12 protein-coding genes are annotated in these 14801 nt (G+C 56.6%); 5 read left to right on the top strand and 7 right to left on the bottom strand.

Annotation, left to right across the window (positions count from 1 at the left end; all coding sequences use genetic code 11):
- Positions 1-47 precede the first annotated feature (47 nt).
- On the top strand, positions 48-1196 hold the full coding sequence (locus tag MUN82_RS02045) for an FAD-dependent monooxygenase (RefSeq protein ID WP_245094529.1): 1149 nt from the start codon (positions 48-50) through the stop codon (positions 1194-1196).
- A gap of 165 nt (positions 1197-1361) precedes the next feature.
- On the opposite strand, the gene MUN82_RS02040 is transcribed toward MUN82_RS02045, so the two are convergent.
- Entirely contained in the window at positions 1362-2507 is a 1146-nt protein-coding gene (locus MUN82_RS02040; protein ID WP_245094527.1) for an endonuclease/exonuclease/phosphatase family protein, read from the bottom strand.
- A 150-nt stretch (positions 2508-2657) separates the two neighbouring features.
- On the opposite strand from MUN82_RS02040, the gene MUN82_RS02035 reads away from it, so the two are divergent.
- Together MUN82_RS02035 and hemE are read left to right on the top strand one after the other, a co-directional pair.
- Positions 2658-3284: a MarC family protein gene (locus MUN82_RS02035; RefSeq protein ID WP_245094524.1), complete on the top strand. Its 627-nt coding sequence runs from the start codon at positions 2658-2660 to the stop codon at positions 3282-3284.
- A gap of 202 nt (positions 3285-3486) precedes the next feature.
- Positions 3487-4521 carry a uroporphyrinogen decarboxylase gene (hemE, locus tag MUN82_RS02030; protein ID WP_245094521.1) on the top strand — a complete coding sequence of 345 codons (1035 nt, stop codon included), beginning with the start codon at positions 3487-3489 and terminating at the stop codon, positions 4519-4521.
- A gap of 72 nt (positions 4522-4593) precedes the next feature.
- Here hemE and MUN82_RS02025 read toward each other — a convergent pair whose 3' ends face one another.
- Positions 4594-5925 carry an OmpA family protein gene (locus MUN82_RS02025; RefSeq protein WP_245094519.1) on the bottom strand — a complete coding sequence of 444 codons (1332 nt, stop codon included), beginning with the start codon at positions 5923-5925 and terminating at the stop codon, positions 4594-4596.
- A gap of 552 nt (positions 5926-6477) precedes the next feature.
- On the opposite strand from MUN82_RS02025, the gene MUN82_RS02020 reads away from it, so the two are divergent.
- Together MUN82_RS02020 and MUN82_RS02015 are read left to right on the top strand one after the other, a co-directional pair.
- Positions 6478-7059 carry a Crp/Fnr family transcriptional regulator gene (locus tag MUN82_RS02020; RefSeq protein ID WP_245094516.1) on the top strand — a complete coding sequence of 194 codons (582 nt, stop codon included), beginning with the start codon at positions 6478-6480 and terminating at the stop codon, positions 7057-7059.
- Between the two features lie 94 nt (positions 7060-7153).
- Positions 7154-8032, top strand: coding sequence for an NmrA/HSCARG family protein (locus MUN82_RS02015; protein WP_245094513.1), 879 nt, complete (start codon positions 7154-7156; stop codon positions 8030-8032).
- Between the two features lie 239 nt (positions 8033-8271).
- Here the strand turns inward: MUN82_RS02015 and MUN82_RS02010 are convergent, their stop codons facing one another.
- From MUN82_RS02010 to recR, 5 genes are all read right to left on the bottom strand, one after another.
- Positions 8272-9291, bottom strand: a complete 1020-nt coding sequence (locus MUN82_RS02010; RefSeq protein WP_245094510.1) for a bifunctional heptose 7-phosphate kinase/heptose 1-phosphate adenyltransferase — start codon at positions 9289-9291, stop codon at positions 8272-8274.
- Between the two features lie 247 nt (positions 9292-9538).
- A complete protein-coding gene (locus MUN82_RS02005) occupies positions 9539-10759 on the bottom strand; it encodes a pyridoxal phosphate-dependent aminotransferase (protein ID WP_245094507.1) in 1221 nt (406 codons plus the stop codon).
- 94 nt (positions 10760-10853) lie between these two features.
- Positions 10854-12551 (bottom strand): glycosyltransferase, encoded by a 1698-nt coding sequence (locus tag MUN82_RS02000; RefSeq protein ID WP_245094504.1) that lies wholly within the window; start codon positions 12549-12551, stop codon positions 10854-10856.
- A 72-nt stretch (positions 12552-12623) separates the two neighbouring features.
- Positions 12624-14012, bottom strand: a complete 1389-nt coding sequence (locus MUN82_RS01995) for an aspartate kinase (RefSeq protein ID WP_245094501.1) — start codon at positions 14010-14012, stop codon at positions 12624-12626.
- Between the two features lie 146 nt (positions 14013-14158).
- Positions 14159-14773 (bottom strand): recombination mediator RecR, encoded by a 615-nt coding sequence (gene recR, locus MUN82_RS01990; RefSeq protein ID WP_245094498.1) that lies wholly within the window; start codon positions 14771-14773, stop codon positions 14159-14161.
- Positions 14774-14801 lie beyond the last annotated feature (28 nt).

The raw sequence follows: 14801 nt of genomic DNA, 5'->3' as shown, positions 1-14801 counted from the left end.
CGTTTCTTGTTCATAACCCGTTCATTGTAGCAACGCTATACTGCCATATGCATTTTCTCATCATCGGGGCAGGCATTGGCGGTCTGACTGCCGCTATAGCCCTGCGGCGGCAAGGACATACGGTGCAGGTATATGAGGCTGCCCCGATGCTGCGCGAGGTAGGCGCGGGCGTAGTACTGGGGCTGAACGCCATGCGCGCCCTGCACGATCTGGGCCTGCACGAAACAATACGGGCTGCCGGCAGTCCCATCACGGAGCTGCATTTAGTAGACCAACAGGGTAGGCAGCTCAACCACACCGACACACGGCCGTTCAGCCACCGGCTGGGCTTCGAGAATCTAGGGATTCATCGGGCAGCCCTTCAGCAAGCCTTGCTACGCCAGTTGCCCAGCCATTGCCTCACGCTTGCTTGCCCCTTCGAGCGCTTCGAGGTGTTGACTACCGGCGAGGTGCGCGCCCATTTTGCCGATGGCAGTCAGGCTGTGGGCCACGCCTTGCTGGGCGCCGACGGTATTCGGTCGAGGGTGCGGCGGCAGCTATTGCCCGGCACCGAGCCGCGCTACGCAGGCTACACGTGCTGGCGGGCCGTAGTGGATGCTACTGCACTGCGCCTACCCACCGGCCATGCCTACGAAACCTGGGGCCGCACTGGCCGCTTCGGCTACGTGCCGCTGGCCCACGGGCAAACGTATTGGTTTGCGTGCATCAACAGTGCGCAGCCGCGTAACCCACGGTTTCAGCATTTCCGGGCGGCCGATTTGCGGCGGCATTTCGCTGATTTTCATGCGCCCGTTCCGCAGCTGCTAGCCCTCACCCGAGACGACCAGCTCCTCTGGAACGACATTACGGACCTGAAGCCCATCACGCACTTTGCCTATGGCCCAGTGCTACTCCTCGGCGATGCAGCTCACGCCACTACCCCCAACCTGGGCCAGGGCGCCGGTCAAGCGGTGGAAGATGCCGCTATTCTTGCCAATTGCCTAGCCAACCAAGCGGATATACGCGAAGCTTTCCAAACGTTTGAGGCTCGCCGCCATGCCCGCACTACCCGCATTGTGCGGCTGTCGTGGCAATTAGGTAGGGTAGCGCAACTCGAAAGCCCTACCCTCGTCCGCTTACGCAATACGATCATGCGGTACGTGCCGGCCAGCATCAACCAGCAACAAATGGCTTTTCTGTTTGAGGAGGGGTATTAAGTTGTGAAGTGCGGGTTGGCAGGTAGCCTCTAGCTAAAAGTCATCAATCCTCCTGAGCGCAGCGAAGGGCCTTCTCACGTTAGAATGACCGTTGAACTAACGATTCGTCCTAGCGTGAGAAGGCCCTTCGCTGCGCTCAGGAGGACAAACAGTTTTTTTTAGTACTTACTGCTTTCCTTGCGCTTCCTCACGCTCCTCTTCAGCTTCTTCGGCAAAGCCAGCGGCAATTTTTTCCTGCACTTCCTCGTGGTCCTCGGCATCGGGCTTGGCGGCTTCGGCCTCCTGCTCGGCTTCGTCCTCGGGCTCGTAGCTAAGGGTGATGCAGATAGGAAAGTGGTCGGAACCGATGTATTCTAGGCGATGCATTTGCACTACCTTGAAGTGAGGCGAGTGGAAGATATGGTCCAACGGCCAGCGTAGCAGCGAGTAGTCGGCGTGGAAGGTAGGCATCATACCCCGCCCAATACGCGGGTCGAGGAGGCCACTAGTGCGCCGGAACAGCTCAGAGGTGTGTGACCATGCCACGTCGTTTAGGTCGCCCGCTACAATCGTCGGTTGGTCCTTGTTTTCTATTTCCCGCCCAATCAACAGCAACTCGGCATCGCGGCGAGTGCTGGTCTTGGCCTCGGCGGGTGCTGGCGGCTTGGGGTGCAGACAATGCAGGCATACTTCCTCACCCGACTTTAAGATGACCTGTGCATGAAACGAAGGCACTTCATCGTCAATGAGGTAGCGAATATGGGCATCGCGCAGTTCCAACCGCGAAAACAGGAGGAGCCCATATGTATTAGGCAGAGGTTCGTAGGCCGTGTAGGGGTAGTCCTTTTCCAACACACGCAACTGATCCAACCACCATTGGTCAGTCTCAACTGCCAGCAAGATATCCGGTCCGCAGTCACGTATGGCTCGCAGGCAGCTGGGTGCGTCGCGGTTCGTCATCAGCACGTTGGCCACCATGATGGTGATCTGACGGTCCTTGTTTGCGAGGCCTTCCGGGTCGCTGTCGTCTACCTGCTTAGGGCGCAGAGGCGTATAAGGCAAAATGCGAAATATCTGATACGCAGCGCATATGCCCAGCGCCACGGCAAGCGCTGTTCCACTGGGCTCAGCCGTCATGCGGAGGGCGAGCAGTGCTACTTCGCTCAGCAGGGCTCCTACAACGATTTGCAGACGAGGAAAATCAAAAACTCGGATCCACCATGCCTGTGCCTTTACCAAGGGCACTACAGTGGCTACAATGGCCACCACCGCAAGCAATAGCGTGAAGGATTGGCTTAGGAGTAGCCACCAGGGGCCGTCTAGAGTCAACAAGGGGGTAGCAGTTTAGGTCGGGAGTACGAGGGGTAGGACTAAAAGATACCTATACGTAGGTCAGCAGTAAAACAAACATACGCTTTTGCATTTTTGCGGTGGCACAGCAGCATGTACCTTTACCCGCTAGGGAATTCAACCCGCTGCCTTATGGATATAAATATTTTGATTGCCACGTTCACCACGTTGTTCTCTGTGGTGAATCCGTTTGGGGCCATGCCGGTTTTCCTAACTCTAACCGAAAACGACTCGGCCCCTGAGCGCAGCCGCACGGCCTTGCGCGCGTGCATGTACATGGTGTGTATTATGGCCGTATCGTTTTTTGCCGGCCAATACGTGCTCAATTTCTTCGGTATTAATATCTACCACTTGCGCATTGCGGGCGGCATTCTACTGATGCGCTCAGCCTTTGACTTGCTTACGCCCGGCGCCAACAAATCGAAGGTTTCGGACGCTACGGTGGAGGACAGCAAGCAGAAAGACGATATTTCCTTTACGCCGCTGGCCATGCCCATGCTTTCAGGGCCGGGCTCCATTGCCGTGTGCATTGGCTTGTTTACCAGCCGCTTGTCTTACTCCGGGGTAGCCCTTACCCTGGTAGGCTTTGTGCTGGTGGCTGTTGCCAGCTTTCTGATTCTCGTGAGCAGCCTGCGCCTCACCCGCGTGATGGGTCGTGCTGGTATGACGGCTATGGCCCGCGTAATGGGCTTTCTCACACTCAGTATCGGCGTCAGCTTCATCGCTACGGCCATTCGGGCGCTGTTCATGAAGGGGTAAATGGCTGAATGAGTTAATGGGTGAGTAAGAAAGCGCCTGTCATCCTGAGCGCAGCGAAGGACCTTCTCACGCCAGAAAGAGTCGTTGTCGTGACTGTCGTTCTACCGTGAGAAGGTCCTTCGCTCTGCTCAAGAGATAGGCACCCTGTAACTCACCATTTCACAACCTCACAATTTCGCCATTTCCCCTCTACCTTTGCGGCATGCTCAAGAATGATCTGCTGTTGCGTGCCGCCCGCGGCGAAGAAACTGAACGCACTCCCGTCTGGCTTATGCGCCAGGCAGGCCGTATTCTCCCCCAATACCGCGAGTTGCGAGGCCGCCTCAGCGGCTTCAAGGAACTGGTAGAAACCCCCGAGCTGGCCGCCGAAGTCACTATCCAGCCCGTAGATGCGCTGGATGTAGACGCAGCTATTATTTTCTCTGATATTCTGGTGGTGCCCGAGGCCATGGGCCTACCCTACGAGATGGTAGAAGCCCGCGGGCCACTTTTCCCGGATACAGTGAAGTCGGCGCAGGATGTGGACCGCCTGCGCGTAGCCGACCCCGAGGAGCACCTGGGCTACGTGCTGGAGGCCATCCGCGTCACCAAAACGGCGCTTAACGGCCGCGTGCCACTTATCGGTTTTGCCGGTGCGCCCTGGACTATTCTGGCGTATATGGTAGAAGGCCATGGCTCTAAGACTTTCTCGAAAGCCCGCCGCTTGCTCTACGCCAACCCTGAGCTGGCGCATGAGCTGCTGCGCAAAATCACGGCTACGACTATTGCTTACCTCCAGGCGCAGGTAGCAGCCGGCGCCAACCTGATTCAGGTGTTCGACTCGTGGGCGGGCATCTTGCCACCCGACCACTACCGCGAGTTCAGCACGCGCTATATCCGCGAAATTTGTCAGGCCATCCCCGATGTGCCCGTCACAGTATTCGCTAAAGGTGCCTACTTTGCCACCGCCGATTTTGCCCAGCTGCCCTGCCGTACCATTGGGCTCGATTGGAATGAGGACCCGCGCACCGTGCGCCCACTCGTAGGCGACAAAACGCTGCAAGGCAACCTCGACCCCTGCGCCCTCTACGGTTCGCCGGCGCAAGTACGCGAGGCTACCATGGAGATGCTGCGCCGCTTTGGCCCACAACGCCACATTGCCAACCTCGGACACGGCGTTTACCCCGACACCAACCCCGACAATGTGCGCGTGTTCATCGATACAGTGAAGGAGTTTAGCACCACGCTACGGGCGTAACCCCCTACCCTACCCACACACCAAGGCCCGCCAGAACATGCTTCCGGCGGGCCTTGGCATTCGTATGCTATTCTATTTCTCTAATACCCGAATGCTAACCCGGCGGTTGAGCGAGCGGCCATCGGGGGTATCGTTGCTGGCAATGTTGTCGAGGGAGCCGTAGCCGATGGCCTCTACGTTATTTGGGTCGACGCCCATGCTGATGAGGGTAGCGCGGGCGGCTTGTGCCCGGTCGCGACTCAGGCGCAGGTTGAACAGCGGGTCGCCGGAGCTGTCGGTGTAGCCCCCAATCCGCACTTCGGCTCTGGGAAAGGTTTTCAGAATACTGGCCACGTTGGACAGCTGCCACATCGATTCGTTGGTGAGTGTAGCTTTACTGGACTCAAAGTAGATGCGGTCGAAGCCAATCCACCCTTTCAGCGGATTTAAGGTATCCACTTCCATTGTTGGGTCGGCTAGAAACTGGTACAGGCGGCTCTCGGTGGAGTTGGAGCCAATAATTTGTTGCAGGCCACCGCTCAGCTTCAGTACCACCGGCACCCCAGCATTGCCATACACATAGCCCCCGCCGCTGTTGGGGGTAGTGTTGGTAGCAATAACAGTCGGGTAGCCCCCGGCCGCCTGGAAGTTTTCGTTGGTGGTCACGTTGATTGGATTGGCCGCATCCCAAGTCGTACGGTTATCGGTAGCGGCAGTGGGTAGGGAAAACCGGTCTTTGGCCGACAAAGCATTGCTGGCCAGAGCAGTATCCGGCAGTTGGTAGTTGATAGCGGGCGCCGTTTGTCGGCCCAGGAGAAAGCTCGCAATGGCAACGGCCACCAGCAGTGCAATCCATCCCCAGTGGCTGCTACCCCCACTGCGAGCCGCCACCGGCTCGCGAGGCGTGGCAGTGAAGGCAGGCAAGGGCGGTAGGGCAGGACGCACAGTGCGTTGAACTTGCGGTTGACCGCCGCGCTGCTCTTGCAGCCACTGGCTGAGGGCGTCAGCATCCCACTGGTTGGCATCAGCTTTCTGTCCTAATAGACCGGCCGCCACCAAGCCTACTTGGCCCACCAGCCGTGTTACCTCACTGGCATCGATGCCCGTATCCGTCGCTAGGCTATGCACCGTACCGTGGTAACGATCTTCCAGCAACGATTTCATCAGGTCGTTGCCGTGGCTGCTAACGGTTGCATTGTGTACTCTAGCAGGCTCTTGGATTACCTGAGCAGCATCCGTTTGGTGAGCAGCGTTCCAAACGACTTCTCGCCCGTCTACTTGCCGAGATACTTCAGCTAATTTAGCTACTACCAGTTCTATCACCTGGTCAACTACTTCGGAATCAGCAGCTATAGTAGTTGGCAGCAACGCATGGCTTTTCAAAAAATGGTTGATTTCGCCCGAAAGATTTTGCCCATCCATCATATAATTCCCGCTTTATCTATTACACTTAATTTATATAATCCAATTTTATAATGGATTATGCATATTTTATGTACGTAATGAACAAGCAGTCAGATTGATGACATAGTAAAATCTTTCCCTCACCTAGACGCCAGTACCTGGAGATAGGCCGCAAAAGAGTACTCGGTACCTAATAGAGGTTTTGTTAGAAAACGAAATAAATAGCACGTTAAGAGATTTAGTCAACAAGCAAATACAAAGCTCAATCGGTCGGCTTAACTGCGGCTATCTGATGACTATGCATGATAATGCCCCGATATCGCAGGTATTTAGTGCACCTCGTAGGCAAGCATAAGTTCTCGGATGAGCTAGTAGCTTTGGGGCAGCTACCGCGTGGTGGGCGGTGAATAAGGCAGGGAGTTAGTACTAGTTTACGTGGAGGCCGCTCCGCCACCCACAACCGTTTTACTCCTGCCGCTGGTAGCGCCTGGCCCCTGTTGCTCCTTGGCCGCGGACGGAAGTTTACATTAGAGCCGGACTTCCGTTATTTCTTAGTTGTAGCGAATTTGGCAAATGACGACAACAGCCCTACTAAACTATTTCGAACATGTTCTTCCTCTAACGGAAGAAGAAAAGTCTATCGTAGCAGCCGCTTTCCAGGAGCGAACGGTGAAACGTAGGCATTTTATTCTGCAGAAAGGGGATGTATGCAAGCACCACACGTTCGTAGTAGAGGGCTGTTTTAGAATGTACCTAGTAGACGACAAAGGCAAAGAGCATAATCTGCAGTTTGCCATTGAGAACTGGTGGATAACGGACATTGCCAGTTTCTACGCAGAAGAGCCGAGTAGTCTGTACATAGAAGCCTTGGAAAATGCAACCGTCCTGCAACTAAAGAAGGAAGACCAGATCAGGTTTTTCGATGATAACCTCACGTTTAACCGGATTTTTCGGGCCCTTACGGAAAACGCGCTGGTCAATGCGCATCGAAGAATTCTGCAAACGATCAGCTCCACCGCGGAAGAGCGTTATCTCGACTTTTTGAAAAGATACCCGCAGTTCCTGCAGCGGCTATCGAACGTGCAGATTGCCTCCTACCTGGGAGTAACGCCCGAATTTCTGAGTACCATCCGGAAAAAGAGGGTCGGCTCTTAAGCTAGCTTAAGCCTCTTTCTTAAACTACCTTATAGGCTAACGCAAGCTAGCTCCTCCACCTTTGTGGCTCTAATAATCTTTAAAAACAGCCAAGGTGGAAAAGAAACTAATTGCCGTTGTGGGGGCCACTGGCCTGCAGGGCACAGGAGTTGTAGATGCGCTAGTAAAGGAGGGGTCTTTCGCCGTTCGGGCAGTTACCCGAAACCCCACTACCTATCAGGGCAAAGCGCACGAGGTAGTGCAGGGAGATTTGACGGACCTGGCCTCGATGACCAATGCCTTCAGGGGTGCGCACGGGGTATTTGTGGTCACTAACTTTTGGGAAGGAGCCGATGAGCTGGCACAAGGGACCCTGGCTGTCGAAGCCGCCAAAGACGCGCAGGTGCAGCACTTCATTTGGTCTACGTTGCCAAACGTGGAGAAAATCAGTAACGGCCGGTTTACCGTGCCTCAGTTTACCGGAAAGTCAGCCGTTGATGAGGTGGTGAAAAATGCTGGATTTGCGCATTATACCTTCGTGCAGCCGCCTTTTTACTTTCAAAACTTTCACGGTCACACTGCTCCGCACCAGCAACAGGATGGCTCTATCGGCTGGACCTTGCCCATTGACCCGACCAAGAAGGTGCTGCACATGGCCGACATACATGATTTGGGCAAGGTGGTCGCCGGCGCGTTTTTACACCCCGAGAAGGTGGGCAATGGCGCATACTTATCCCTGGCGGCCGAGGTAAACAGCTTCCATGATGTTGTGGAGGCGTTCAGGGCCAATGGGAAAGACTATACCTTTTACCAAGTTCCGGCCGAGGCATTTGCCACCTTCTTTGAGGGCGCTGGAGCCGTGGCACAGTTGCTAGGCTACATTGAGGCGTACACGTATATGGGCCCTACTTCTGAAGCGCAAGTCCACTTAGCTAACGACATCGCAACGGAACCCTTCACCCCGCTCAAGGAATGGATTAAAACATCCATCTAATAATAAGGACTGGGTATTATTTTTTAAAGTCGACAATGGGTGAAAAAGCAGCCGACAGGTGTTTTATTACCACCCAGCAATACGACTCGCCTCGACACGGTAGTAGAGATATAGCTGCTATAAGGAGAGGGTGCCAGATCGATAGTAGGACGTAACGCAGTTAGCAGGTTGAAATAGGTTTCAACCTGCTAACTGCATTTATCCGCAGTTGGTGGCTGGAGTTCAGCAGGTCGCCTAGTTTAGCTTAGGCTTAGCCCTGTAGCCTGCGCTTCGGCCAACAGTTGCTGCTTGGCTATAGGTACCACGCCTACCTGCTCGCATACCAGCCCGCCTCCCAAATTGGCTAGTGCCGCGGTGGCAGGCGCCCCTACCCCCAGCGCCACGCATAGGGCCGCAATGCTGATAACCGTGTCGCCGGCTCCCGAAACGTCGGAAATAGCGCGTAGGTGCGCCGGAATATACGTTTGATGTTGCTGCGCATCTTCAATAAATACTCCTCGCTCTGAGAGCGTTACGAGCACATTGGCTGGTTGCAGCAGCTGCCGCAGTCGGGCCACGGCTGCTTCAAAGTGCGGGCGGTCGGCATCGGTGTCGCCAAACTCCAACTTTAGGCCTTCGCGCAGTTCTTTCAGGTTGGGCTTGAACAGGGTGCAGTGCTGGTAGGCCAGGAAGTTTTTCTTCTTAGGGTCGACTACCGTAGGCACCTGCCGCGCCCGCGCCAACTGAATAAAGCGCTGAATAGTCGCTTCGTTGAGCACCCCTTTGTCGTAATCCTCAAATACTACCACATCGGCGCCAGCCAGCAACTGTTCGTAGCGAGCATGCAGGCTGGTATTCTCTGCTTCGTTGAGGTCGTGCTCTACCTCAGAATCGAGGCGAAGCAGCTGCTGCCCGGCGGCCAACACGCGTTGCTTCACGGTGGTAGGCCGATGGGCACTGCGCACAATACCTTCGGCCGATAGGTTGCGCTCCTGCAATAACGTCAGCAGCTGGTCGCCGCCCTGGTCCTGGCCTACCACGGCGCATAGCAGCGGGGTAGCACCTAAGGCCTGCACGTTCAGGGCTACGTTGGCGGCGCCGCCCAGGCGCTGCTCAGTGCGTACCACATTCACCACCGGCACCGGTGCTTCCGGCGACAGGCGACTGGCCTTCCCCCACACGTAGGCATCTACCATTACATCGCCCACAATCAGCACCGTGAGTTGGTTGAACGCAGAAAATAAATCAGGCAGTGTGGTGGGAGTAGCAGGATGAGGCATTACACAAAGACTAGTAAGGCCGCAAAGGTAGGGAAGTGGTGAAATTGTGAGTTTGTGAAGTGGTGAGATAGTGAGTAGTGAAATGGTGAGTTTGTAAAAACGCGCCTGTCATCCTGAGCAGAGCGAAGGACCTTATCACGCCAGAACGAGTCGTTGTTACGCTCGTCGTTCACACGTGATAAGGTCCTTCGCTCTGCTCAGGATGACAGGCGCGTTTTTACAAACTCACCATATCACTATCTCACTACTACCCCAGCTTCTCAATGCTGGTCTTGATGCGGGTAAAGGCTTCTTGCAACTTCTCATCGGCAGCGGCGGTGCTGAAGCGGATGCAGTTGGGAGCACCAAACGCGTCACCGCTCACGGCTACTACGTGCGCATCGCTGAGCAGGTAGAATGCTACGTCGGCCGAGGTTTCCAGCACTTTGCCTTCGGGCGTGGTCTTGCCAAAGCAACCGCTCACGTCGGGGAAGATATAAAAGGCTCCTTCGGGCACCGGCGTACGGAAACCGGGGATGTCCTGCACCAGGTCCAGTACCAAGTCGCGGCGACGACGGTAGGCCGTTACCATTTCGTCGGCGGAGGCGCGGCCGCCTTGCAGGGCGGCCAGGCCGGCGCGCTGGGCAATGGAGCACGTGCCAGACGTAATCTGACTTTGGAGCTTGTCGCAAGCTGAAGCAATTTCCTTGCTGGCGGCTAGGTAGCCCACGCGCCAGCCCGTCATGGCGTAGCCTTTCGAGAAGCCGTTCACGGTAATCACCCGGTCTTTTATCTCCTCGAATTGCGCAATGCTCACGTGCTCACCCACGAAGTTGATGTACTCGTAAATCTCGTCGGCCATCACCAGCACCTGCGGATGGCGAGCCACTACCTCGGCAATAGCCGCCAGCTCCTCACGCGAGAACACGGCGCCCGTAGGGTTGCAGGGCGAAGAATACATGATGAGCTTGGTGCGCGGCGTAATGGCAGCTTCCAGCTCCTGGGCCGTCACTTTATAGTCGTTTTCGATGGTGCCCATCAGTGGCACGGGCACGCCCTCGGCTAGTTTCACCATTTCCTCGTAGCTCACCCAATACGGGGCAAACACGATTACCTCGTCGCCGGGGTTTATCACGCTCAGCACCACATTGGCCAGCGACTGCTTGGCGCCGGTGCTCACCACAATTTGGTCGGGCTGATAGTCGAGGTTGTTGTCGCGCTTGAACTTGGCAGAGATTTCCTGGCGCAGATCCAAGTAGCCGGGCACGGGCGTGTAGAATGTGTAGCCCTCGTCGATGGCGGCCTTGGCGGCATCCTTCACATACTGCGGCGTTTGAAAATCCGGTTCACCAAAGCTTAGGCTGATTACATCAATGCCTTGGGCGGCCAATTCGCGGCCTTTTTTGGCCATGGCAATCGTTTGGGATTCCTGCAAAGCGTTGATGCGGTCGGACAACACGGAGGCAACGGAGGTAGCGGAGCTGGACATGTGAAAAGGGTGAAACAAGTCAGAAGTTCGGCCAATGTACGGATTTGAGTTGAAGCCGTGCAGCTTTCCTTGCTCTTTTTACGCTGACTACCTGCTAGTCGCGCGGCGCATTGTTGGCCTCGGGCACCCAGCCCAGCCACCGAAAACAACGCACCAGCACGCTCATATCGGGGGCCGGCGAGTAGGCGGCCGCTGCTTGCTCCGGCGCGTAATAGTCGCCGGCTGCCACGCGGCTGGAGCTGCCCACAATGTACTGACTATCCTGTGCCAGGATGCGGTACACAAGGTTCAGCCGCTGAGGCAACTGCGCCATCAGGGTCATAATTTGCTGCGAGGTCAGGTCTTGCCCACAGAAGATTAACTCGTCTACCCGGTGGCGGCGAATGATAGCCGGTAGTTCGCTCACCGGGCCTAGTTGCTGCCTGCCATCTGGTGCGGCGCTGGGGCTCACGTGCCCTACCACGCACACGGGCGCACCGGATTGCCGTAGCAGCTTACGCACCCGGCTGCTCTCGGCCTTAGAACCTACAATAGCCACACGCCGGGTGCGGGGCTGGTGCAGGTGTACGCTGCCGTGGCGCACGGCATGCACCGCCACCCGCCAACCCGCCATGATGGCGGCTGCCCAGCTTCCCCCTAGCAGCAGTGTCTTGGCTGCGTAGCCTGCTTCCGCAAACCCATCCACGGCCAGTAGTGCTACCGTACCCAGCAAGATGCCGCGCATAATGGGCCAGAGGCGCGGGGGCTGGTCATACGTACCGCTGAGGTAGGCGGCCGTGAGCCAGGTAGCCACCCACGCCGGCACGGCCGCCGGATTCGCTATGGTGGCCTCGGGCCAATAAGCGCGCATTGCCAGTAGGCCCGTCCCTACCCCTACGGCATCCAACAGCGCGGGGGCGCAGCCAGCCACTACGCGGTGGGCCACGGCGGCACCGGCACGTACCCAGATAGCCAGATTCAGTAACAAGCTAAACACACTGGCCTTGCCCGGCGCGAAATGCTTGCCGGCGAAAATGACCATGGCCCGGTAAAAAACGAACACATAGTTGATGCTCGTGCGCCGGGTGCTTTCGCCTTTGTAGTGAATAATGCGGGTACCGGGGTAGTAGTAGTTTTTCCAGCCGCCCTGCGTGAGCCGGTACGACAGGTCAATGTCTTCCCCATACATGAAGTAGTCCTCATCGAGCAGCCCTACCTCGTCCAGCGCCTGCCGACGCATCAGCATGAAAGCACCGCTGAGGACGTCCACTTCGTGAGTTTGCTCCTTGCTGAGGTAGCCCAGGTGGTAGCGGCCGAAGGTGCGCGACTTAGGAAACAGCCACGCCAACCCAAATACCTTATAGAAAGCTACCCAGGGCGTGGGCAGTCCGCGCTTGCTTTCGGGCAAGAACCGCCCCTGCCCGTCCAGCATGTGCACGCCCATGCCACCGCCCTCGGGGTGCTCGTCCATAAACTGGCAGCACTGCTGGAAGGCGTCTTCCTCCACTACCGTATCAGGATTGAGCAGCAGCACGTACTGGCCGCGGGCGCGGCGTAGGGCTTGGTTGTTGGCGGTGCTGAAGCCGGGGTTGGTCTTGTTTTCAAGAAGGATGACCTCCGGAAAACGCGTCCGCACCATCGCTACCGAGCCGTCGGCGGAGTGGTTGTCTACCACAAACACTTCTACCGGCTCACCCAGTCGCGCCGCCGCTTTGCGCACCGACAGCAGGGCCTGCTCCAGAAAGTGGCAAACATTGTAGCTGACAATGACAACGGAGAGCTTCACGCGGCGGGTAGGTAGGGCAGAGTGCAAGGTGAGCAAATTACGCTGAACTACCTAAAAAGCCCTACTCTACCCTTCTATACTCCTATATGAATATAGCTTCTACCCTTCCGTGGCGTATAAGGCCGCGTTCAAGGCTACTACGGCGGGGTTGAAATCCTCCCTGGCCACTAGAAACTGGATATTCACTTTGCGCAGGGCAAACCCGGCGCTCTTGATGTTGATGCCCGCGCCCGCCAACGCGCCCGCTGCCCGCGCCAGTAGCCCCGGCTCGTCGATATTAGAGCCGATGATGCAGACCATAGCGGCCTTCTCCACCGTCACTTTCTCAAACTTGGCTTGCAGCTCTGCTACCAGTTGTGGCTTAAAATCTTTCTCCCAGATAACCAGCGAGATGCTATTGGCACTGGTAGCTTTAAAGGAATAGCTGATGCCCAATTGAGCAAAAGCCTCCATAATGTGCAGGTCGAAGCCCACGCCGCCTACCATCAGCGGGTCGTACACGTCCACAATCAGCACGCGGTCGGTGCCCGTAACTACCTCCACGCGCTTGGTGGGGCTCACGTAGTCTTCGGTGATGAGCGTGCCGGGGTGCTCGGGCTCGAAGGTATTCTTGATACGCAGGTTAATCTTGTTGATTTCCAAAGGCTTGGAAGCTTTTGGATGAATAGCTTCCATGCCTACGTCGGCCAGTTGGTCGGCCACGTCGTAGTTGGTGAAGCCTACCGGCGCGCAATTGGCCAGCCCTACCACACCGGGGTCGGCGGTGCACAGGTGGTACTCTTTGTGGATGATGGCTTCCTGCGGCCGCACGGCCACGGCTATCTTACTGAATGTCACCTCCGAATAGCCCCGATCGAACTCGCGCATAATACCCTCAGTACCCTTGGTGTAGCCGGTGGCAATGCAGATGGTAGCGGCAAAATCGATGCTGCCAAAGGCCTGCTGAATGCGCTGGTCGATGGTGTAGGGGGTGGCGTCGTGGAAGCCGCTTAAGTCTACCAGCGTGGCGTTGATGCCGCGGTTTTGCAGGATGTTCACGGAGTTGAAAGCCGAGTGCGACTCCCCAATGGACGCCAGAATCTCGCGGGCGGCTTGTAGGATATTTTCGCTGCTCACGTAGCCTGAGGCCAGAATACTGGCTAGGTTATCGAGGTAGCCCTGCGCATCTTGGATGCGCTGCGCGATGAAGGCGTTGGCTACCGCCAAGTCTAACCCTAGCGGCTCATACTGTTTGTTTAGCTCCTGTAGCTGGTCGCTCACCTGGCTCAGGGCCTCCCGAAATTGCTCGTGCTTAGCAAAGCGGTGGTAGACGCCCGGCGCGCCGGTTTTTTTGTTCTCCAGCAGCCAGTTGGTAACGCCAGCGTAGGCCGACACGACGAAGATGCGATTATACAGCGCCGCGCCCTCGCGGCCATACAGGATGATGTTCTCAAGCACATCCCCGAAAGCACTCATGGAAGTGCCGCCAATTTTTTCTACCGTAAGCATACCGGCAAAAGTAGGGCCGTGAGGCGAAATACCTAATTATATAGTGCGAAGTAGCCACATAGCGTAACTACACCAAGCAAAAAGCCCTACCGCGTTTGGGCACGGTAGGGCTTTGGTAAGTAAGTTTTGTATGCTCAACGTTTCGCTTACCGCACCTGGCGCTGGCGCTCCACAATGCTACGGCCCAGTGTTATTTCGTCGGCGTACTCCAGCTCGCCCCCCACCGGAATGCCGCGGGCAATGGTGCTGATGTTGACACCTTCCTGGTCGCGGAGCTTGCGCGAGAGATAAAACGCCGTGGTATCACCTTCCATGGTCGGGCTGATGGCAAGAATCACTTCCTGCACCTCCGAGCCGGGGGAGGTGACACGCTCTAGCAGCGTATCGATGTGCAGGTCGCCGGGGCCGATGCCCTCAATAGGCGAAATAACGCCGCCCAGCACGTGATACGTGCCTTGGTACTGACCAGTGTTTTCAATGGCAATAACATCGCGAATGTCCGACACCACGCAGATGGTGGCGTGGTCGCGCAGCTTGTTGGCGCAGATGCTACACTGTTCCGTGTCGGAGATGTTGTGGCAGGTCTGGCAATAGGTGATGTCGAAGCGCATTTTGGCCAGCGCCTCCGCCAGGTTGCTGGTGGTTTCGGTTTCGGCCTTAAGCAGGTGCAGGGCCAGACGCAGGGCAGTTTTTTTGCCAATGCCCGGCAGCTTGGCCAGCTCGCCCACGGCGTTTTCTATCAGCTTGGAAGGAAATTCCATGTAGTCTGTATTTATATCTGATTTTCAG

It is taken from the genome of Hymenobacter aerilatus, assembly GCF_022921095.1.
Taxonomy (GTDB): Bacteria; Bacteroidota; Bacteroidia; order Cytophagales; family Hymenobacteraceae; genus Hymenobacter; species Hymenobacter aerilatus.
This window is presented reverse-complemented; position numbering and strand designations above follow the sequence as displayed.

Bases quoted from the DNA above. Each gene is read 5' to 3' on its own strand.
- hemE (WP_245094521.1), top strand. From the start codon at position 3,487: ATGCTCAAGAATGATCTGCTGTTGCGTGCCGCCCGCGGCGAAGAAACT.
- MUN82_RS02025 (WP_245094519.1), bottom strand. From the start codon at position 5,925: ATGATGGATGGGCAAAATCTTTCGGGCGAAATCAACCATTTTTTGAAA.
- MUN82_RS02005 (WP_245094507.1), bottom strand. From the start codon at position 10,759: ATGTCCAGCTCCGCTACCTCCGTTGCCTCCGTGTTGTCCGACCGCATC.
- MUN82_RS02010 (WP_245094510.1), bottom strand. From the start codon at position 9,291: ATGCCTCATCCTGCTACTCCCACCACACTGCCTGATTTATTTTCTGCG.
- MUN82_RS02035 (WP_245094524.1), top strand. From the start codon at position 2,658: ATGGATATAAATATTTTGATTGCCACGTTCACCACGTTGTTCTCTGTG.
- MUN82_RS02020 (WP_245094516.1), top strand. From the start codon at position 6,478: ATGACGACAACAGCCCTACTAAACTATTTCGAACATGTTCTTCCTCTA.
- MUN82_RS02045 (WP_245094529.1), top strand. From the start codon at position 48: ATGCATTTTCTCATCATCGGGGCAGGCATTGGCGGTCTGACTGCCGCT.
- MUN82_RS01995 (WP_245094501.1), bottom strand. From the start codon at position 14,012: ATGCTTACGGTAGAAAAAATTGGCGGCACTTCCATGAGTGCTTTCGGG.
- recR (WP_245094498.1), bottom strand. From the start codon at position 14,773: ATGGAATTTCCTTCCAAGCTGATAGAAAACGCCGTGGGCGAGCTGGCC.